18 protein-coding genes are annotated in these 20,347 nt (G+C 61.4%); 6 read left to right on the top strand and 12 right to left on the bottom strand.

Annotated elements, in window-relative coordinates:
• Positions 1 to 3 precede the first annotated feature (3 nt).
• Both tsaE and WBB95_RS01675 read right to left on the bottom strand, forming a co-directional pair.
• On the bottom strand, positions 4 to 474 hold the full coding sequence (gene tsaE, locus WBB95_RS01680; protein WP_424486004.1) for a tRNA (adenosine(37)-N6)-threonylcarbamoyltransferase complex ATPase subunit type 1 TsaE: 471 nt from the start codon (positions 472 to 474) through the stop codon (positions 4 to 6).
• Entirely contained in the window at positions 462 to 1,322 is an 861-nt protein-coding gene (locus WBB95_RS01675; RefSeq protein WP_424486003.1) for an NAD(P)H-hydrate dehydratase, read from the bottom strand. Before WBB95_RS01675 ends, tsaE begins: the two co-directional genes overlap by 13 nt.
• Before the next feature lie 63 nt (positions 1,323 to 1,385).
• Between WBB95_RS01675 and queG the strand changes: the two genes are divergently transcribed.
• The gene (queG, locus tag WBB95_RS01670) at positions 1,386 to 2,450 is read left to right on the top strand and encodes a tRNA epoxyqueuosine(34) reductase QueG (RefSeq protein WP_424486002.1); all 1,065 of its coding nucleotides are present in this window, start codon (positions 1,386 to 1,388) and stop codon (positions 2,448 to 2,450) included.
• On the opposite strand, the gene WBB95_RS01665 is transcribed toward queG, so the two are convergent.
• Positions 2,447 to 3,061: a trimeric intracellular cation channel family protein gene (locus tag WBB95_RS01665; RefSeq protein WP_122673950.1), complete on the bottom strand. Its 615-nt coding sequence runs from the start codon at positions 3,059 to 3,061 to the stop codon at positions 2,447 to 2,449. The genes queG and WBB95_RS01665 overlap by 4 nt on opposite strands.
• A gap of 184 nt (positions 3,062 to 3,245) precedes the next feature.
• Positions 3,246 to 3,788, bottom strand: a complete 543-nt coding sequence (orn, locus tag WBB95_RS01660) for an oligoribonuclease (RefSeq protein ID WP_003171343.1) — start codon at positions 3,786 to 3,788, stop codon at positions 3,246 to 3,248.
• 108 nt (positions 3,789 to 3,896) lie between these two features.
• Here orn and rsgA point away from each other — a divergent pair, with 108 nt between their 5' ends.
• Positions 3,897 to 4,928, top strand: coding sequence for a small ribosomal subunit biogenesis GTPase RsgA (rsgA, locus tag WBB95_RS01655; RefSeq protein ID WP_176997141.1), 1,032 nt, complete (start codon positions 3,897 to 3,899; stop codon positions 4,926 to 4,928).
• 292 nt (positions 4,929 to 5,220) lie between these two features.
• Here the strand turns inward: rsgA and motB are convergent, their stop codons facing one another.
• Both motB and motA read right to left on the bottom strand, forming a co-directional pair.
• Positions 5,221 to 6,243, bottom strand: coding sequence for a flagellar motor protein MotB (gene motB, locus WBB95_RS01650; RefSeq protein WP_424486001.1), 1,023 nt, complete (start codon positions 6,241 to 6,243; stop codon positions 5,221 to 5,223).
• A gap of 3 nt (positions 6,244 to 6,246) precedes the next feature.
• Positions 6,247 to 7,098: a flagellar motor stator protein MotA gene (motA, locus tag WBB95_RS01645; protein WP_017138472.1), complete on the bottom strand. Its 852-nt coding sequence runs from the start codon at positions 7,096 to 7,098 to the stop codon at positions 6,247 to 6,249.
• Positions 7,099 to 7,264: 166 nt separating this feature from the next.
• On the opposite strand from motA, the gene WBB95_RS01640 reads away from it, so the two are divergent.
• The 3 genes from WBB95_RS01640 to asd are packed head-to-tail and all read left to right on the top strand — an operon-like array spanning position 7,265 to position 10,550.
• Positions 7,265 to 8,800 carry an HDOD domain-containing protein gene (locus WBB95_RS01640; protein ID WP_424486000.1) on the top strand — a complete coding sequence of 512 codons (1,536 nt, stop codon included), beginning with the start codon at positions 7,265 to 7,267 and terminating at the stop codon, positions 8,798 to 8,800.
• 57 nt (positions 8,801 to 8,857) lie between these two features.
• Complete coding sequence (locus WBB95_RS01635; protein ID WP_424485999.1) at positions 8,858 to 9,673, top strand: rhodanese-like domain-containing protein; 816 nt, start codon at positions 8,858 to 8,860, stop codon at positions 9,671 to 9,673.
• Positions 9,674 to 9,689: 16 nt separating this feature from the next.
• On the top strand, positions 9,690 to 10,550 hold the full coding sequence (gene asd, locus WBB95_RS01630; protein WP_424485998.1) for an archaetidylserine decarboxylase: 861 nt from the start codon (positions 9,690 to 9,692) through the stop codon (positions 10,548 to 10,550).
• A 126-nt stretch (positions 10,551 to 10,676) separates the two neighbouring features.
• On the opposite strand, the gene serB is transcribed toward asd, so the two are convergent.
• Complete coding sequence (gene serB, locus WBB95_RS01625) at positions 10,677 to 11,891, bottom strand: phosphoserine phosphatase SerB (protein ID WP_424485997.1); 1,215 nt, start codon at positions 11,889 to 11,891, stop codon at positions 10,677 to 10,679.
• Between the two features lie 133 nt (positions 11,892 to 12,024).
• Here serB and WBB95_RS01620 point away from each other — a divergent pair, with 133 nt between their 5' ends.
• Positions 12,025 to 13,563, top strand: a complete 1,539-nt coding sequence (locus tag WBB95_RS01620; protein WP_424485996.1) for an AhpA/YtjB family protein — start codon at positions 12,025 to 12,027, stop codon at positions 13,561 to 13,563.
• Between the two features lie 203 nt (positions 13,564 to 13,766).
• Here WBB95_RS01620 and WBB95_RS01615 read toward each other — a convergent pair whose 3' ends face one another.
• The 5 genes from WBB95_RS01615 to parE all read right to left on the bottom strand — a co-directional run bounded on the left by WBB95_RS01615 (position 13,767) and on the right by parE (position 20,343).
• Positions 13,767 to 14,477, bottom strand: a complete 711-nt coding sequence (locus WBB95_RS01615; RefSeq protein WP_424485995.1) for a PqiC family protein — start codon at positions 14,475 to 14,477, stop codon at positions 13,767 to 13,769.
• A gap of 173 nt (positions 14,478 to 14,650) precedes the next feature.
• A complete protein-coding gene (gene parC, locus WBB95_RS01610) occupies positions 14,651 to 16,915 on the bottom strand; it encodes a DNA topoisomerase IV subunit A (protein ID WP_424485994.1) in 2,265 nt (754 codons plus the stop codon).
• 10 nt (positions 16,916 to 16,925) lie between these two features.
• Positions 16,926 to 17,447: a retropepsin-like aspartic protease family protein gene (locus WBB95_RS01605; protein ID WP_424485993.1), complete on the bottom strand. Its 522-nt coding sequence runs from the start codon at positions 17,445 to 17,447 to the stop codon at positions 16,926 to 16,928.
• Positions 17,444 to 18,439: an esterase-like activity of phytase family protein gene (locus tag WBB95_RS01600; protein WP_424485992.1), complete on the bottom strand. Its 996-nt coding sequence runs from the start codon at positions 18,437 to 18,439 to the stop codon at positions 17,444 to 17,446. Before WBB95_RS01600 ends, WBB95_RS01605 begins: the two co-directional genes overlap by 4 nt.
• Positions 18,439 to 20,343, bottom strand: a complete 1,905-nt coding sequence (gene parE / locus WBB95_RS01595; RefSeq protein ID WP_424485991.1) for a DNA topoisomerase IV subunit B — start codon at positions 20,341 to 20,343, stop codon at positions 18,439 to 18,441. The genes WBB95_RS01600 and parE overlap by 1 nt, the downstream gene beginning before the upstream one ends.
• Positions 20,344 to 20,347 lie beyond the last annotated feature (4 nt).

The following is a 20,347-nucleotide window of genomic DNA, read 5'->3' as shown; positions in this document are numbered from 1 at the left end:
CAATTATTTGAATTCCAATGCCAAAGCGGCGCACCAAGACTGGCCTCGCGCGCTCTGGGGCAACAACTTCAGCTGACGTCCGTGATCATGGGGCGTAATGGTAATGGTCAGGTCCGGCTTTGGCAAAAAGCCTGTGCCTTTATCTGGCCACTCGATCAGGCACAGCGCGTCTTCGTCGAAATAATCGCGGATGCCCATGTACTCCAGCTCTTCGGGATCGACCAGGCGATACAGGTCAAAGTGGAAAGCGCGCAGTTTACCGATCTCGTAGGGTTCGACCAGCGTGAACGTCGGGCTTTTGACCGCCCCCGCATGGCCCAACCCTCGAATGATCCCGCGTGACAGCGTGGTCTTGCCTGCCCCCAAGTCGCCTTCGAGAAAGATCAGCCCGGCGCCGGCCGTGACCTGGGCGATGCGCTGACCGAACGCGACCATCGCGTCTTCATCCGCCAGGAAAAGGGTTACTTCAGACACGGCGACTGCTCCTCCAGCAATTGACGAATGGCAGGTATCAAGTCGCTGGCAGCCAAACCGCGACCAAAAGTGCCTTGGCGATCACCCGCCGTGGCGTGCAACCACACGGCCAGGCAGCCGGCCTCGAACGCCGGCATACCTTGGGCGAGCAACGCGCCCACCAAACCGGCCAAGACATCACCCAGGCCTGCGGTGGCCATCGCCGGATGGCCTTGGTCACATCGCGAAACACGGCCGTCCGGGCTGGCAATCAAACTGCCAGCACCCTTGAGGATAGCCACTGCGTTGAATTTCTGACTTAAAGCGCGCGCCACCTTAAGGCGATCGGCCTGAACCTCGGCTGTCGTGATCCCCATCAAGCGTGCGGCCTCACCCGGATGCGGCGTGATCACCGAATGGGCCGGCAAACTGACGCTGCCGGTGGCCAGTTGATTCAAGGCGTCGGCGTCCCAGACTTGCGGCTGCCGGGCGTTGGCGGCGACGGACAACAGGCTTTTGCCCCAGGCCGCCTCACCCAGCCCCGGACCGATAACGATCACCGAGATCTTTTCCAGCAGCCCCATCAATTGGTTGGCTGAACTGACGCCGACGGTCATGACTTCCGGCAAGCGTGCCAGCGCGGCGGACACATGCTCGGGCCGGGTCGCCAGCGACACCATGCCCGCGCCACTGCGCAACGCGCTTTCAGTGCTCAGCAGCGCGGCGCCGCCGAAACCGCGGTCGCCGCCGATGACCAGCAAGTGACCGAACTGGCCTTTATGGGCGTCCGGGGAACGCGCAGCCAGTTGCGGCAAATGGCCGTGCAACAGGGGCTGAACGTCGGTTATTTCGTGTTTTGTCTGCGGCATGCGTCTTCGAGCTCCGATGTCTGGCAGAATTATACCCATCTAACCTGCGGTTTCCTGTGTCTCATGCCTGCCATCACCACCGATCTGCCCGCCCTCGCCCAATCGATCAAAGACTGGGGCCGTGAGCTGGGCTTTCAACAAGTCGGCATCAGCGGCCTGGACCTGGCCGAGCATGAACAGCACCTGCAACGCTGGCTCGACGCGGGCTACCACGGCGAAATGGAATACATGGGCGCCCACGGCAGCAAACGCTCGCACCCCGATGAGCTGGTGCCGGGCACTCTGCGCGTGGTCTCGCTGCGCATGGATTATCTGCCAGGCGACACTCAGATGGCGCAGTTGCTGGCCAAGCCAGAAAAAGCCTACATCTCCCGTTACGCTCTGGGCCGCGATTACCACAAGCTGATCCGCAAGCGCGTGCAGCAATTGGCTGACCGCATTCAGGCGCAGATCGGCCCGTTTGGTTTTCGCGCCTTCGTCGACAGCGCGCCAGTGCTGGAAAAAGCCATCGCCGAACAGGCCGGCCTCGGCTGGATCGGCAAAAACACCCTGGTGCTGAATCGCAAGGCTGGCAGCTATTTCTTCCTGAGCGAACTGTTTGTCGATTTGCCCTTGCCCGTTGACCCGCCGCACAGCACTGAACATTGTGGCCGCTGCACGGCGTGCCTGGACATCTGCCCCACCAATGCCTTCGTCGGCCCTTACGTGCTTGACGCCCGGCGTTGCATTTCCTACCTCACCATCGAACTCAAGAGCGCAATCCCCGAAGACTTGCGCCCCCTGATCGGTAACCGCGTGTTCGGTTGCGATGACTGTCAGATCGTTTGCCCATGGAATCGTTTCGCCCGCGCCACCACCGAAAGCGATTTCAAGCCACGGCATAACCTGGATAACGCAGAGCTGGCGGAACTGTTTATGTGGGACGAGGATAAATTCCTCAGCAGCACCGAAGGTTCGCCGCTGCGCCGCGCCGGTTATGAACGCTGGCTGCGCAACCTGGCGGTAGGCTTGGGCAATGCGCCGTCGAGCATTCCGGTGCTGGAAGCCTTGAAGGCACGCCGGGATTACCCCTCAGACCTGGTGCGTGAACACGTGGAATGGGCGCTGAAGCAGCACGCCAACCGCTAGTGCACGTCGTCGTTGTAGACGAACTTGGGCATTTCCCAGTGAAAACGGATCGCCAGCAAGCGCAATAGAAAGCCGCTGAACAAGGTGAGCAGAATCGCTTGCTCGCTGGGCAGTTCCAGATACAGGCAGAGCATGTAGAACCAGGCGGCAAGGAACGACACGCTGGCGTACAGCTCGCGGCGGAAGATCAGCGGAATGTCATTGCAGAAAATGTCGCGCAGGATGCCGCCGAACACCCCGGTGATCACGCCGCTGACCGAGGCCACCAGCATGCCGTGACCCATTTCCAGCGCGGTCATGCAGCCAATCAGCGTAAAGGCGACCAAACCCAAGGCATCCAGTGCCAGGAACAACGAACGCAGGCGCCGCATCAACGGCGCGATAAAAATCGTCACCAATGCCGCGACAGAGGTCAGCACCAGGTATTCCGGGTGCTTGACCCACGTCAGCGGGTAATGCCCCAACAGCACATCGCGCACTGAACCGCCGCCCAATGCGGTGACGCAGGCGATCAGTACCACGCCAAACCAGTCCATACCGCGCCGACCGGCGGACAAGGCGCCGGTCATGGCCTCGGCGGTGATGGCGATGAGGTAGAGCATCAGCAGCATGAGGGCGATCCTTGCAGAGAAGCCGGCAGTCTAATCATTTGCTGATGGCACCAAAAGGGGGCGCCAGGCGAAAGACCGCGTCGACTGCATCGCAGGCAAGCCAGCTCCCACATTTTGATTTGTGAATACATTCAAATGTGGGAGCTGGCTTGCCTGCGATGGCGCCTGTTCAGGCGCCACAGATTCAAGCCTTGATGAAATGCTTGCGGTAATGCTGCAACTCGGCAATCGACTCGCGAATGTCATCCAGCGCCAAGTGCGTGCTGCCTTTATGGAAGCTGTCTTTGACTTCCGGCGCCCAGCGCGCGGCCAGCTCTTTCAAGGTGGACACATCCAGGTTGCGGTAGTGGAAGTAGCTTTCCAGCCCCTTCATGTGCGTATAAAGGAAGCGGCGGTCCTGGCAGATGCTGTTGCCGCAGATCGGCGACTTGCCCTTGGGCACCCACTTTTCAAGGAAAGCGATGGTTTCGGCTTCGGCTTCGGCCATGCTGATGCGGCTGTCGCGCACGCGCTGGGTCAGGCCGGAGTTGCCGTGAGTGCGGGTGTTCCACTCGTCCATGGTGGCGAGTACCGCATCGCTGTGGTGAATCGCGATCACCGGACCTTCGGCCAAGGTGTTGAGGTTGCTGTCGGTGACAATGGTCGCCATCTCGATGATGACGTCGGTGTCGGGGTTCAGACCGGTCATTTCCAGATCGATCCAAATCAGGTTCTGTGGGTTTTGCATGGCTTGATTCTCTTGGCACCTTGGCTTAGCTGCGCAGTTTAGCAGGCAGGGGCGTGCTAGACTCGCGACCGTTTTACCTAACCTTTGCATTATCGACACGGAACACCAATGGCCAAACGCCAGCTCAATCGTCGCCAAAACTGGCGCATCGAAAAGATTCAAGGTGAACGCGCCGCACGCGCCGCCAAACGTGAATCCTCCGCCGTGGAAGCGCTCGAGGGCGGCGACCTGGGCCCCGAACAAACGGGCCTGGTGATCGCGCACTTTGGTGTGCAGGTCGAAGTCGAGGCGCTGGAAGGCGAACTCGCGGGCCAGGTGTTCCGTTGCCACTTGCGTGCCAACCTGCCCGCGCTGGTGACCGGCGACCAGGTGGTGTGGCGTGCCGGCAACCAGGGCATCGGCGTGATCGTCGCCCAGTTGCCACGCACCACCGAACTGCGCCGCCCTGACAGCCGCGGCCAGCTCAAGCCGGTAGCGGCCAACGTCGACATGATCGTGATCGTGTTCGCGCCGCTGCCCGAGCCGCATGCCAACCTGATCGACCGCTACCTGGTCGCGGCCGAGCATGCCGGCATCCGCCCGCTGTTGCTGCTGAACAAATATGACCTGATCGACGAACAGAACGCCCCGGCGCTCAATGCGTTGCTGGCGGTCTACCGCACGCTGGGTTACCCGGTGCTGGAAGTCTCGGCGCATCACGGGAATGGCATGGAACAGCTGCAACAGCAGTTGGACGGGCGCATCAGCGTGTTTGTCGGCCAGTCCGGCGTGGGCAAATCGTCGCTGGTCAACAGCTTGCTGCCGGAAGTCGAAACCCGCGTCGGCCCGCTGTCAGAATTGTCCGGCCAGGGCACCCACACCACCACCACCGCGCGGTTGTTCCACTTCCCCGGCGGCGGTGAGCTGATCGACTCCCCAGGCATCCGTGAATTTGGCCTCGGCCACGTCAGCCGCAGCGATGTGGAAGCGGGCTTTATCGAGTTCAACGACCTGATCGGCACCTGCCGCTTTCGCGACTGCAAACACGACCGCGAGCCGGGTTGTGCACTGCTCAAGGCCCTGGAAGATGGCCGTGTGCAGCAGCAGCGGATGAACAGCTATCGCTCGATTATTGCGAGCTTGCCTGAGAGCAGTTACTAAACCGCATCCACACTGCGTGTGAGCGGGAAGGTCTCTGTGGTGAGCGGGCTTTTTGTGATGAGCCCGCTTCTATTATCAGCAGGCTTTTTGTGATGAGTCGGCTTCTGTGGTGAGCGGGCTTGCCCCGCGCTGGGCTGCGTAGCAGCCCCAGAACCTGGTGATGCGACTCGCCTGAAAGACTGCAGTGATCGCATTAGGGCTGCTGCGCAGCCCGGCGCGGGGCAAGCCCGCTCACCACAAAAGAGCCCGCTCACCACAAAAAAGCATGCTCGCCGCAAACATCCCGCAAGGATTAGGAGCCGGGTGCAGGCGCCGTAGGATCTTTCACACCGCCATCATCAAACAGGTTCAGCTTCTGCCGCAGCTCATGCGCCGGCAGTGGCTCCTGCCCCGGTGGCAGCGCGTTCGGGTCAGCCGGCACTTCACCTGGAGCGCCTGCTCCCGGGTTCGGCACCGGTGGCGTTGCACCTTGATCGCCTTCAATCGCACGCTGGGCCTTTTTGGTCAGCACGACGATATCGATACGTCGGTTAATCGGGTTGAACGGATCCTTTGGATCAAACAACTGCGAGGACGCGAAACCCACCACCCGTGCCACTTGCGGGTCCGGGTAACTGCCCGCTACCAGCGCACGGCGCGCAGCGTTGGCGCGGTTGGCCGAGAGCTCCCAGTTGCCGAAGTCGCCTTGGCCTGCATACGGCTTGGCGTCAGTGTGGCCGCTCACGCTGATCTTGTTCGGCACCGCCTTGATGGTGTCGGCCATGGCCAGCAGGATGTCTTCAAAGTACGGTTTCAAGCGCGCGCTGCCGGAATCGAACATCGGCCGGTTGGCGGCGTCGGTGATCTGGATGCGCAAGCCCTCAGGCGTGATTTCGAAGGAAATCTGATCCTTGAACTTCAGCAGTTGCGGGTTTTCTTCGACCTTGGTCTGCAATTCCTGCAGCAATAATTCCAGGCGCTCTTTCTCGACCTGCTCGGCCATGCTCTCGACGGTTTCGCGCTCGATCGGGATGTTTTCCTGTGGCGACTCGGTCTTGACCTCCGGGTTGATGGTGCGCTCAGGCGCCAACTGCGGCGAACCGCCCAGGTCGATCACAAACGGCGTGCCGCTTTCCGAGAAGCCAATCGGGTCTTTGAAGTAACCGGCGATGGCGATTTTCTGTTCGGGCGTGGCGGTGGACATCAGCCACAGCACCAGGAAGAACGCCATCATTGCCGTCGCAAAGTCGGCGAAGGCGATTTTCCAGGCGCCGCCGTGGTGCCCCGCAGCGAAGCGCTTGACGCGCTTGATGATTATCGGCTGGTTGTTTTCCATGGCTTAGCGACCGCGAACCGCTTGTTCCAGCTCGGCGAAACTTGGACGGTGCTTCGGGTACAGCACCTTGCGCCCGAATTCCACCGCCAGCGATGGCGGCATGCCGGACGCCGAGGCCACCAGGCAGGCCTTGATGGCTTCGTACAAATTCACTTCTTCCTTGGCATCGTGGGCCAGGGAAGTTGCCAATGGGCCGAAGAAACCGTAGGCCGCGAGAATACCGAAGAACGTACCTACCAACGCCGCACCAACGTGCATGCCGATGGCCTTCTGGTCGCCTTCACCGAGGGAGGCCATGGTCACCACAATCCCGAGAACCGCAGCAACAATACCGAAGCCCGGCATGCCGTCGGCGACGCCGGTCACGGCGTGGGAGGGGTGTTCCAGCTCTTCCTTGAGGCTGAAGAGTTCCATGTCGAACAAGCCTTCGAGCTCATGGGGAGCCATGTTGCCGGAGGACATGATGCGCAGGTAGTCACAGATATAGGCGGTCATGCGCTCGTCTTTGAGCACGGCCGGGTACTTGGCGAAAATCGGGCTGGCGGCGGCGTCTTCGATGTCGCCTTCGATGGCCATCATGCCTTCGCGGCGGCTCTTGTTGAGGATCTCGTAGATCAGCCCCAGCACTTCCAAATAAAAGGTGTGGGAGAAGCGCGAGCTGAACATGCCCAGCGACTTCTTGATCACGTGCATGGTCATGTAGCCGGGGTTGGCCTGCAAGAAGGCGCCAAACGCAGCACCGCCGATAATCAGCACTTCGAAGGGCTGGATCAACGCAGCAATTTTGCCGTGGGACAGGACGTACCCACCGAGCACACTTGCGATGACGACGATGATGCCGATAATTTTAGCCATAGGGGATCTGTACTTGCGCCGTCGGGTTCATGGACATAGTGGGTGCAGCGGAAAACTCTTGTTCTACTTATCGGCAAAACTGCGCCAGACTATAGCCCGTTAAGGCGAAAAGCCAATTCAGCCCGTTCCGGGCGTGTTGAACGCAAGTGATGATCGCACCCCAATCATGGCTAATGAAACGACAGTCCCAACTGCAAAACCCACCACCCTCGCCGCCTGGATCAAGCGCCTGGACGAGGTGCTGCTGCCTGTTCCACAGGCCAGCCATGAACGCGTGTGCAAAGCCATTCGCGACAGCCGCAGTTCATTGCGAGACATTGCCGAGCTGATGCAAAACAGCCCGGCGCTGGTGCTCAGCGTGATGCGCGAAGCCAACAGCCACACCCACGGCAGCCTGGCGGAACCGGCGGAAAACCTCGAAGTGGCGCTTAACCGCCTGGGCCTGAAACGCGCTGAAGAATTGCTCGTGCGCCTGCCCTCGGTGCCGGTCAATGAAATCCCCGTGGCCCTGCGCCAACTGCTGCTGGTGAGCCAGCACGCGTCCCAACAAGCCAACGGTTTGTTCGCCAGCCGCCTGGCGCGGCTGTGGCAAGACATTCACTGGGGCAGCCTGCTGTTTCTATCGCCACTGTGGCCAATGGCGGCGGCCTACCCCAAGCTCCTGGAAGAATGGGAGCTGCGGGTGATCCATAAAGGCCAGTCGGCACGCCAGGTCGAGCAGGAATTGTTCGGCGTGCGCTTGCTGGAGCTGTGCCTGGGTTTGACCGAGGCCTGGCACCTGCCGATCTGGGTGTCCCAGGGCTATAACCTGTTGCTGAGCGAGCAGCGCCTGTTGGTCAAGGCGCTGCACATCGCGCGTGAAGATGACGCGCTACGCCATCAGCAATTGCTCGACGCTGAACCCAACCTGCGCCGCTGGCTGAACCAGCCGGCCAACACCGTATTGCTCGCCAATGGCCTGGCGATGTCGGCCCAGGAGTCCTGGACCTGCCCACACACCGAGCGTTGGCAATACCTCACCGCGCTGTACCTGCAAGCGCCACTGGCCGAGGTGCAGCAGCAAGTTCACCAGCAGGCGGTGACCAGCGCCCGCACCACGTTGATGCCTGACCTGTGGCACCCGGCGTTGTCGCTGATTTGGCCGTGGCATGTGCAAAAGGTCCATCGCGGCTTGCTGCCGGCGGCGCCGCCCACTGCCGAAGCCCTGGCCGTGTGGCGCAAGCGCTGCACTGAGCTGCTGGTCGAGCCGAGCCGTTTCGCCAACGCCATGCACCTGACCACGTGCGCCAAAGAAGCGCTGGCCGCCAGTGGCATGCAGCGGGTGTTGCTGTTCATGGCGGACCGCGCCTTGAGCACCTTGCGCGTGCATCAAGCCGACGGCTTGCCCAAGGATGCCGCAAACCTGAGCCTGGACGTGGTCAACAGCACGTTGTTGCAACGCCTGCTGGAGAAGTCCGCCCAGGTGCGCCTCACACCGGACAATCACGCGCAGTTTTCCGCTTTGTTGCCGCCGATCCTGCGCCGCTGGTTTACCGGCGAGCACTTGCTGCTGCGCTCCCTGAGCTGCAATGGGCGCGTGGTGATGTTGATGGTGGCCGACCAAGGCGGCGGGCCTTTCTCGGAAACCACGGTGCAGGCCTTCGGCAAAACCGCTCAATGCATCGAAAAAGCCCTGCACAGCTTTACCAACCGCAGCGCTTGATGCTTGCGCTACAATCGCCGTCTTTTATCGCCAACATTTGTGCCCAGGAGACCTCACATGCCTGACTTCTCTGGCTTGCCGCTGGTGATCGAATCCAGTGACCTGCTCGGTCAACTGGATGCCGAACACCTGATTGTGGTGGACCTCACCAGCGCCGCCCGCTACGCCGAAGGGCATATCCCCGGCGCGCATTTCGTTGACCCCAAGCGCACCCAATTGGGCCAGCCGCCGGCACCCGGTCTGCTGCCTCACAAGGCCGAGCTGGAAAAACTCTTCGGCGAACTGGGCCACACCCCGGACGCGACCTACGTGGTCTACGACGACGAAGGCGGCGGCTGGGCCGGGCGCTTTATCTGGATGCTCGACGTTATCGGCCATCAGAAATACCACTACCTCGACGGCGGCCTGCTGGCGTGGCTGGAAGGACACAATCCGCTTTCAACCGAGGTGCCCGCCCCCGCTGGCGGCCCGGTCAGCCTGACCCTGCACGACGGCCCCACGGCCACCCGTGAGTACTTGCAAAGCCGTCTTGGTGCTGCCGACCTGGGCATCTGGGACGCGCGCGGCCCGCTGGAATATTCCGGCGAGAAAGTGCTCGCGGCCAAAGGCGGGCACATCCCCGGCGCGGTTAACTTCGAATGGACCGCCGGCATGGACAAGGCGCGTAGCCTGCGCATCCGCCGCGACATGCCGCAGATCCTCGAAGACCTCGGGCTGACCAAAGACAAAGAAATCATCACTCACTGCCAGACTCACCACCGCTCTGGCTTCACCTACCTGGTGGCCAAGGCGCTCGGTTATCCGCGAGTCAAAGGTTATGCCGGTTCCTGGGGCGAATGGGGCAACCACCCCGACACCCCCGTTGAGATTTAAGGTTTAAGGACACTTAATGAAAAAGCAGTTGTTTATCCTCAGCCAGTACTTGCTGCCGCACCACTTGCTGTCGCGTTTGGCTGGTTGCATCGCCGAGTGCCGCGTGCGCTGGTTCAAGAACGCGTTCACCGCCTGGTTTGCCAAGCGCTACCAAGTGGACATGTCCCAGGCGCTGGTTGAAGACCTGACCGCCTACGAGCACTTCAATGCCTTCTTCACCCGTGCGCTGAAAGACGGCGCGCGCCCACTGGACCCAACCCCGGGCGCAGTACTGAGCCCGGCCGACGGCGCAATCAGCCAGCTTGGCCCGATTGAGCATGGCCGTGTATTCCAGGCTAAAGGCCACAGCTTCAGCGTGCTGGAATTGCTGGGTGGCGATGCCGCGTTGTCCGCACCCTTTATGGGCGGTGACTTCGCGACTGTTTACCTGTCACCGAAGGACTACCACCGCGTGCACATGCCACTCGCTGGCACCCTGCGCGAAATGGTCTACATCCCGGGGCGTATTTTCTCGGTCAACCAGACCACCGCCGAAAACGTACCGGAGTTGTTTGCGCGCAACGAGCGCGTTGCCTGTATTTTCGACACCGAACGCGGCCCGATGGCCGTGGTATTGGTAGGCGCGATGATTGTCGCCTCGATTGAAACCGTATGGGCCGGCTTGGTAACACCGCCCAAGCGCGAGCTGAAAACCTTCCGCTACGACGAAGCCGCGCGCGCGCCGATTCACCTGGAAAAAGGTGCAGAGCTGGGTCGCTTCAAACTGGGTTCGACCGCCATCGTGCTGTTCGGCCCGGACCAGGTGAAGTGGGCAGAAGCGTTGGCGGCAGGTTCGCCGGTGCAGATGGGTCAGGGCATGGCACTGCCGAAAGCCTGATTCACACTGGATTTGAAGCTGGAACCCAATCAATGTGGGAGCTGGCTTGCCTGCGATGACAATGGTGAATCCAACACCGCTATCGCAGGCAAGCCAGCTCCCACATTTTTTACCGCATTTCTTCAGTTACAGCTGCCCGTCGCGATCGCGAAAGCCCAGCAGATACAACACGCCATCCAGCCCCAGCGTCGAAATCGCCTGCTTGGCCGACTGCTTGACCAGTGGTTTGGCACGGAACGCCACACCCAGCCCGGCAATTGCCAGCATCGGCAGGTCATTCGCACCGTCGCCGACCGCAATGGTCTGCTCCAGACGCAAACCTTCCTTGTGGGCCAATTCCCTGAGAAGATCCGCCTTGCGCTGTGCGTCGACAATCGGCTCCACGGCCACGCCGGTCACCTTGCCGTCGACCACTTCCAGCTCGTTGGCGAACACATAGTCGATGCCTAACTTGGCCTGCAATTGCTTGGCAAAGTAGGTGAAGCCGCCGGAGAGGATCGCGGTCTTGTAGCCCAGGCGCTTGAGTTCGGCGAACAGGGTTTCGGCGCCTTCGGTCAGGCGCAGCGCCGCACCGATCGAGTCCAGCACGCTCACGTCCAAGCCCTTCAGCAACGCCAGGCGTTCCTTGAAGCTGGCGCGAAAGTCCAGCTCACCGGCCATGGCGCGCTCGGTGATTTCGGACACCAATTCGCCCACCCCGGCGGCCTTGGCCAGTTCGTCGATGACCTCGGCTTCGATCAGCGTCGAATCCATGTCGAACACGGCCAGGCGGCGGTTGCGGCGGAACAGCGAATCTTCCTGAAAGGCGATGTCGACATTCAGTTCTTGAGCCACGCTCAAAAATTCGGCGCGCAAGGCTTGCGGGTCAGCCGGTTCACCGCGCACGGAGAACTCGATACAGCCCTTGCCCTTGTCATCTGGCGTGTCCAACGGCATACGACCCGACAGACGGTCAATGTGGTCGATATTCAAACCGTACTGCGCAGTGATCGAACTCACGCGCTGCAATTGTTCGGCGGTCACTTTGCGCGTCAGCAGGGTCACGATGTGGCGTTTTTTGCCCTGACCGTCCACCCAGTGTTGGTAATCGGTTTCGGATACGGGGGTGAAACGCACCTGCTGATCGAGCTTATACGCCGTAAACAGGATGTCTTTCAGCACAGAAGACGCTTGCTCGGTGCTCGGGATTTCCACCAGGATGCCGAACGACAAGGTGTCGTGGATCACGGCCTGGCCGATGTCGAGAATGTTCACACCACCCTGGGCCAGGACACCGGTAATGGCTGCGGTGAGACCCGGTCGGTCAACACCAGTGATGTTAATCAGGACAATTTCGCGCAAAGCGGACCCCCAGGCTGGAAAAAAACCGCATTCTACCCACTTTCAGTGACCATCGGGCACAGCCAGCGCTTTGCCGGTCCTAGGGCTGTCGCTATACTGCGCGTCAACTTCACGGACCGAGAGCCGAGCGCAAGTGAACCGGCCCACGCCAGTAAAAACCGATAACTTCTTCCTGCTGATCTTCCGGGCACTGCGCCACCGCCGTGTACCGATCGCATTACGCATCGCCAGCCATAACGTGATCCTGGTCGCTCTGGCCCTGGTGATCTACGCCTGCGTGATGGGTTTGCAGTTCAAACAGGCCATGCACGAGCAAGCCGACGCCCTGGGCGAGAGCTTGACGACTCAGACCGCCACCTCGGCGACTGAGCTGCTGGTGTCCAACGACATCCTCAGCCTCAACGTGCTGCTCAACAACCTGACCAAGAACCCGCTGGTGGCCCACGCCGCCATCTACAGCGTGGACAACCGGATCATGGCCGAGGCCGGGCAGCGCCCGAAAAACGGCCTGCTGGGTGAAGCCGAAGGCTTGTACCAGAGCAACATCACCTTCCAGGATGTGAAGGCCGGCCAACTGCGCATCAGCCTCGACATGCAGCAATTCCAGCAGCCGATGACCATCAGCCTGCAAAGCATGGGCATCTTGAGCGCGATCCTGCTGGCATTGGCCCTGGCCTTGAGCTTGCGCCTGGGTCGGCATATCTCTACGCCACTGATGCAACTGCGCATCTGGCTGCGCGATATCGACGAACACACCCCGGCCACCGACCGCCAGGATGAAATCGGCGACCTCGCGCGCCAGCTGCACGCCAGCTTTGCGCCGGAACCGGTGGTGCCCGAGGTTGAACCCGAGCCTGAATACGACGACACCGACTACGACGACGAGCCCGAGTTTGAAGTGCGCGACCTGCGCGAACCAGGTTTCGACGAAGAAGCGCCAGTGGCGGGCCTCAAGCCTGCGCCACGCCAGGTGATCAGGGCTGAAGAAGACGAGCTGGACGACGAAGACCCCTTCGCCGACCTGCGCGACAACTCTTCTGCCGCCCCTGCCGTCGCGCCCAAGCCAGTGCCGGCACCTGTGAAGAGCACCGAGCCGCAACACAGCGCCGTGCTGGCCGTGCAACTGGGCGCCCAGGACCAACTGCGTCGCCTGCCCCGCGCCCGTTTGACGGAATTACTGGAGCGCTATCGCGATTGCCTCGACCAGGCTGCCTCCCTCTATCAGAGCGAGCTGCACACCCTGAACGATGGCAGCACGCTGATGCTGTTCCACAGCGAAGACAGCGGCGAAGACTACCTGACCAACGCCATCTGCTGCGGCGAGTTGCTGCGCGCCCTGGGCCATGCCCTGCAGATCGAAGTGGCCGACAGTGGCATCACCTTGCAACTGCAGCTTGGCCTGACGGTCGGCGACGATCTGTTTGGCATGACCCAGATCGACTTGCTGCTCACCGAAATCGCCCAGGATGCGCTGGCCTTGTCCCAGCACAGCCGCAACCTGCTGCTGGTGGAGCGTAAGATCAGTGAAGACGCGCTGATTCGCCAACGTGCGCGTATCCGTCCGATCGCCAGCCCTGAAGGTGCCAGCTGCGTGGAGCGCTTGATGGAGCCGTACCCGTCGATGCTGGAGCGCCAGCTGGCGCGGATGCATGAGACCCGTACAAAGCCCTGATTGCTTGATAGTTCCCACGCTCCGCGTGGGAATGCATTCCGTGACGCTCTGCGTCACTGCTGCGCAGTGCTGACAGCGGGACGCGGAGCGTCCCAAGAGGCATTCCCACGCGGAGCGTGGGAACGATCAATGGCGTGACTCAAATCGCGCCCAACAAAAAGGCCCGCTTACTCAGCGGGCCTTTTGTTTGGGCGCGATTCAGGTCAGAACCTGAACACTTCCATGTCCGTACGAATCGGCGTAGCCATCGGCATCTTCGGCTTTTCCGGGGCTGCCGGCTTGGCCTGCGCCGGCGCTTGCTTGCGCGGAGCGTCGGCAATCGACGGCTGGTTGGCCAACGGCTTGAGCGCCACCGACAACTGCTGCGCCAAATGCTGCAACAGCACGCCCTGGGCCTGGACCTGGGAAGCGGTGGTGCCGGTGTGTTCTTCCTGCAGGTGCACGATACGGTTATCGCGCACTTGGCCACGACGGTCGATCAAACGCCACTGCGCATCCAGGATCGCTGGCTGCGAAGTACCCGAGTCGAGGCGGGTAATGGTCAGCAATACCTGCACATCCGGGGTGAAGCCGCTCGGCGCAGGTGCCAGCACCACGCGCTGGCTGTCCAGTTGACCGGCAACCTGACGCAACATCAATTGGTTGATATCGGACGACAAACTGCCCGCCCAACGACCATCTGTGGAACCTTGCAGGCTGCCGTCGTTCTGACGTTGCAGCAGGGTTTCGCGTTGCAGGTAATCAGCAACCACTACCGGGCCCAACAAGACGGCCATGCCAGCGGTTTGTGCTGGCTGAGCCGGACTTCCGCTGTCCAGCTGGTACAGCGACACCGGTTGGTGCGTGCTGCAACCCGCCAGCCCCAGAAGGCCAGCGAGCATCAAAAATAAAGGAAGGCGTGGAGCAGTCATCATCCCATCCAGGTGGCTGCCACAAGGCGAACCACAATGTAATACTAAAAATAACCTAAACACGCTCGGCCACGCCGGCGCTGGAAAGGCCATATCATCCGTGAATATGCGCCATGACTCCAGCGCCAAAGCGTCGATCTACGCGTTAAATCGTAGATCGAGGGCTCTAATACGCCTTAAACGGGCGTTTCCACCAACAAAGCATCCACACGCTGGAAGCCCCGAGGCAGTTTATTACCGCGTCGGCCGCGCTCGCCCTTGTAGTGTTCAAGGTCGTCAGGACGCAGCGACAGCGTACGTTTGCCGGCCTGGAGCACCAGGGTAGAGCCTTCCGGGATCACAGCGATGTCAGTCACGTACTCTTCGCGACTGGCCACGCGCTCCCCGGGAATCCCGATAATCTTGTTGCCCTTGCCTTTGCCCAATTGCGGCAAATCGCTGATCTTGAACACCAGCAAACGCCCTTCAGTGGTCACCGACGCCAGCCAGTTGCTCTCGCGGTCGTCCACGGTACGCGGCAGGATCACCTTGGCGTTGTTCGGCAGGCTCAACAACGCCTTGCCCGCCTTGTTCTTGGCCTGCAGGTCTTCACCCTTGACCACGAAACCGTAACCCGCGTCAGACGCGATCACATACAGCGAATCATCGTCCGGCAACAGCACGCACTCGAAACTTGCCCCCGGTGGCGGCGTCAGGCGCCCGGTCAGCGGCTCGCCCTGACCCCGTGCCGATGGCAAGGTGTGGGCCGGCACCGAGTAACTGCGCCCGGTGGAGTCAATGAACACTGCAAACTGGTTGGAGCGCCCGGCCGCAGCGGTCTTGAAGCCATCACCGGCCTTGTAAGAAAGCCCGGTGGCGTCAATATCATGCCCTTTGGCTGAACGAACCCAACCCTTTTCCGACAGAACGACGGTAATTTTCTCGTTCGGCAGCAGCTCGGTTTCTGTCAGGGCTTTCGCTTCAGCGCGCTGGACGATTGGCGAGCGACGGTCATCGCCGTAGGTTTCCGCGTCTTTGATCAGCTCGCTGCGCACCAGCTTCTTGAGCTTGGTTTCACTGCCCAACAGGGCTTGCAGCTTGGCTTGTTCCTTGAGCAATGCATCTTGCTCGTCACGCAGCTTCATCTCTTCCAGCCGCGCCAGCTGACGCAAACGGGTGTCGAGGATGTAATCCGCCTGGATCTCGCTCAGCTCGAAGCGCGCGATCAGCTCGGCTTTCGGGTGCTCGGCGGTGCGGATGATATGGATCACTTCATCCAGGTTGAGGTAGGCAATCAGCAAGCCGTCCAACAGGTGCAGGCGGCGTTCGACCTTGTCCAGGCGGAACTGCAGGCGGCGACGCACGGTGTTGACCCGGAACTCCAGCCACTCCACCAGCAGGTTGCGCAGGTTCTTCAGCTGCGGCTTGCCGTCCAGGCCAATGATGTTGACGTTGACCCGGTAGCTGGACTCCAGGTCAGTGCTGGCAAACAGATGCTGCATCAGCACTTCGTGGTCAACCCGGCTGTTGGTCGGGATGATCACGATGCGGCAGGGGTTTTCGTGGTCGGACTCGTCACGCAAGTCGGCGACTTGCGGCAATTTCGACGGCTTGGCCTGCATCAATGCAGCGATCTGTTCCAGCACTTTGGCGCCGGACACCTGATGTGGCAGCGCGGTAACAATAATGTCGCCGTCTTCAATATGGTACACGGCGCGCATGCGCACCGAGCCCTTGCCGGTTTCGTACATCTTCAGCAGGTCGGCACGCGGCGTGATGATTTCCGCTTCCGTCGGGTAATCCGGGCCTTGGATGTGTTCGCAAAGCTGCTCGACCGTGGCTTTCGGCTCGTCGAGCAAACGCACGCAGGCCGTGGCGACTTCGCGCAGGTTATGCGGCGGCACGTCGGTGGCCATGCCCACGGCGATGCCCGTGGTGCCATTGAGCAGGATATTCGGCAAACGCGCCGGCAATACCAGGGGTTCGTCGAGGGTGCCGTCGAAGTTCGGGCCCCAGTCGGCGGTGCCCTGCCCCAGCTCGCTGAGCAGCACTTCGGAGTAACGCGACAGGCGCGCTTCGGTGTAACGCATGGCGGCAAAAGACTTGGGATCGTCCGGCGCACCCCAGTTACCCTGGCCGTCGACCAAGGTGTAGCGGTAGCTGAACGGCTGGGCCATCAGCACCATGGCTTCGTAGCACGCCGAGTCGCCGTGGGGGTGGAACTTGCCGAGTACGTCACCGACGGTACGCGCCGACTTCTTATGCTTGGAATCGGCGTCCAGGCCCAACTCACTCATGGCATAGATGATGCGCCGTTGTACGGGCTTCAGGCCGTCGCCGATATGCGGCAAAGCACGGTCCATGATCACGTACATGGAGTAGTTGAGGTAGGCATTTTCGGTGAAGTCAGCCAGCGACCGGCGTTCTACGCCGTCTAAGCTGTCTGCGAGGATGTCACTCATGCGGGCCTCATCATTGTTTGGTCTGGCGCAGCAGCAAAGTGCCACTGCGCTGGGTAAATTCAAGTTGTTTCAGTGCACTCATGCCCAGCAATACCTGTTCGCCGCCCAACCCCGGTGCCACCAGGGCACGCACGTCCTGCAGGACGATATCGCCCAACTGCAGGCGGTCAAGGTGGGTACGAAACCCTTGGCTGCGGCCATTGGCAGTACTCAAGGTGACCGGCATGCCGCGTTTAAGCCCGAGACGATCCGCCAATTCGGCCGGAACCGCCACATCGGTGGCCCCAGTATCGAGCATCAACTCCACCGGCTGGCCGTTGATCTGGCCGCTGGCGACAAAATGCCCCTGGTTATTGCCGAGCAGTTTTACTTCGGTGTAGCCCTCATGTTGCTCCGAGGCCACCACGGCATTGGGGTTTTCCTGACGCGCTTCCCACTGCCCAAAAAAACGTGTCGCCAAAAACAACCCGGCGCCCCACGCCAGGAACATCAACACACGTCCGGCACGCTTGCCGGGCGGTTGTGCACTCATGGCTTGGCGCTCCAGCCGCCCGCAGGGGCGGCGAAACGATAGACCACCGGGCGTTTTTCACCATCGGCGCGCGGGCCGAAATTATTGTCGATGCCCAGCCAGGCACCGTCGGCGTCCACCACCAAGGCTTCGGCCAAGCCATAAGGCTGGGCGTAACGCCGGTTCGGTGCCAGGGTCTCGTCGGCAAACGACCAGCACAGCTCGACTTTGGCGGTGACCGCATCGCGCCGGCAGATTTGAAACGCATTGCGTTCCAGGGTGAACAATTTGCCGTTGAACAGCGCCAGGTCGGCAAAATCCTTGGACACGGCCTTGGCATTGGTGAACTGCGCCGGCTGCACTTCCTGGCCGGCTTCGCTCAACAACACACAGGGCCCGTCGCAATCCCACACGCTTTGCGCACGCTTGATGGAGATTAAGCCACGTCGCTCACGTTCGGCTGCCAGCCAAATCTGATTGCCCTCAGGGTTAATCGCAAGGCCTTCAAACAAGGCATTGAAATGCAGCAACATACCGCTGGCACGGGCTTCCCGCACCATGCCAGGGGCGATTTTCAGCCATTGCGGCGCACCAGTGACCGGCACTTGCAGCACCGCCGCATGGGCTTCACTGACAATGTAGCGGTTACCGGCCCCGTCGCAGGTGATGCCTTCAAAGTCCAGGTCTCCGCCGCGAATGAACGAAGCGGCTTTGGTGCGCGAGCGCAGCCCCCAGGGCAAACCGGACTCGGGCACCGGCGGCACGTCGATCTTCACCGTTTCGGCTTGCCAGGTCGGCGCGCTGATATCCAGACGGTAAATCTGGTCGTCGTCGCGGTCGGAAACCGTCCACAGGTCTTTGCCACACAGGGCCAGGCCCGACAGGTTGCCGCCGCGCATGCCATCCACCGGGTGTTCCGACACCAGCTTGAGCTCTGCCACGGGCGCGGCAACCACCTCGGTGGCCGCTAACCCGCTCAACATCAGGATCGCCAGGGCGACACCTGTGCGCATCAGCCCAGCACCTCCGCCAGGTTGCCTTTGGACTCCAGCCAGGATTTGCGGTCCGGCGCGCGTTTCTTCGCCAGCAGCATGTCCATCATTTCCGAAGTGGCGGCGTAATCGTCCAGAGTCAACTGCACCAGGCGCCGGGTGTTCGGGTCCATGGTGGTTTCTCGCAGTTGTGGCGGGTTCATTTCACCCAGGCCTTTGAATCGCGTGACCTGTGGCTTGCCGCGCTTCTTTTCGGCCACCAGGCGGTCGAGGATGCCATCGCGCTCAGCGTCGTCCAGGGCGTAGAAAATCTCTTTGCCCAGGTCGATGCGGTACAGCGGCGGCATGGCAACGTAGACGTGACCGGCATCCACCAACGGGCGGAAATGCTGGACGAACAGCGCGCACAGCAAGGTGGCGATGTGCAGGCCGTCGGAGTCGGCATCGGCGAGGATGCAGATCTTGCCGTAGCGCAGCTGGGCGATATCGGCCGAGCCCGGGTCCACACCAATGGCCACGGCGATGTTGTGCACTTCCTGGCTGGCCAGGACTTCACTGCCATCGACTTCCCACGTGTTGAGGATCTTGCCGCGCAACGGCAGGATCGCCTGGAACTCCTTGTCTCGTGCTTGCTTGGCGGAACCGCCGGCGGAGTCACCTTCCACCAGAAACAGCTCGGAGCGCATCGGGTCTTGCCCGGCGCAGTCCGCCAGCTTGCCTGGCAATGCCGGGCCTTGGGTGATGCGTTTGCGTTCGACCTTCTTGCTGGCCTTCAGACGGCGGCCGGCGTTATTGATCGCCAGTTCGGCCAGCGCCAGGCCCAGCTCCGGGTGCTCGTTGAGCCACAGGCTGAACGCATCCTTGACCACGCCGGAGACAAACGCCGCCGCCTCGCGGGACGACAGGCGTTCTTTGGTCTGACCGGAAAATTGCGGCTCCTGCATTTTCATCGACAGCACGAACGCGATGCGCTCCCACACGTCTTCCGGCGCCAGCTTTACGCCGCGCGGCAGCAGGCTGCGGTATTCGCAGAATTCGCGCATGGCATCCAGCAAGCCCTGGCGCAAACCATTGACGTGGGTGCCGCCCTGGGCGGTGGGGATCAGGTTGACGTAGCTTTCCTGAACGCTGTCACCACCTTCAGGCAACCACAGCAGGGCCCAATCGACGGCTTCTTTATTACCCGCCAGGCTGCCGCAGAACGGCTCGTTGGGCAGGCGTTCGAAGTCGCTGACGGAGTCTTCGAGGTAAGAGCGCAGGCCGTCCTCGTAGTGCCACTCGACCTTTTCGCCGGTGCCTTTGTCTTCAAAGCTGACCAGCAGCCCTGGGCACAACACAGCCTTGGCCTTGAGCACGTGCTTGAGGCGGCTGATGGAGAATTTGGGTGAGTCGAAGTATTTCGGGTCCGGCGCGAAGTAAACGCTGGTGCCGGTATTGCGCTTGCCAACGGTGCCGATCACTTCCAGATCGGTGGCTTTGTAGCCATCGGCGAAGGTCATCTGGTACTCGTTGCCGTCGCGCTTGACCTTGACCCGCACATGGTTCGACAAGGCGTTGACCACGGAAATACCCACGCCGTGCAAGCCACCGGAGAACTGGTAGTTCTTGTTGGAGAACTTGCCGCCGGCGTGCAGCTTGGTGAGGATCAGCTCGACGCCCGACACGCCCTCTTCCGGGTGAATGTCCACCGGCATGCCGCGACCATCGTCGGACACTTCCAGGGAATGGTCGGCGTGGAGGATGACCTGTACCGACTTCGCATGCCCGGCCAAGGCTTCGTCGACGCTGTTGTCGATGACTTCCTGGGCGAGGTGGTTCGGCCGACTGGTGTCGGTGTACATGCCGGGCCGTTTGCGCACCGGGTCGAGGCCCGAGAGGACTTCGATGGCGTCGGCGTTATAAGAGCTAGCGCTGGGAGTGGCCATGGGG

It is taken from the genome of Pseudomonas sp. (genome assembly GCF_049645325.1).
GTDB lineage: Bacteria > Pseudomonadota > Gammaproteobacteria > Pseudomonadales > Pseudomonadaceae > Aquipseudomonas.
This window is presented reverse-complemented; position numbering and strand designations above follow the sequence as displayed.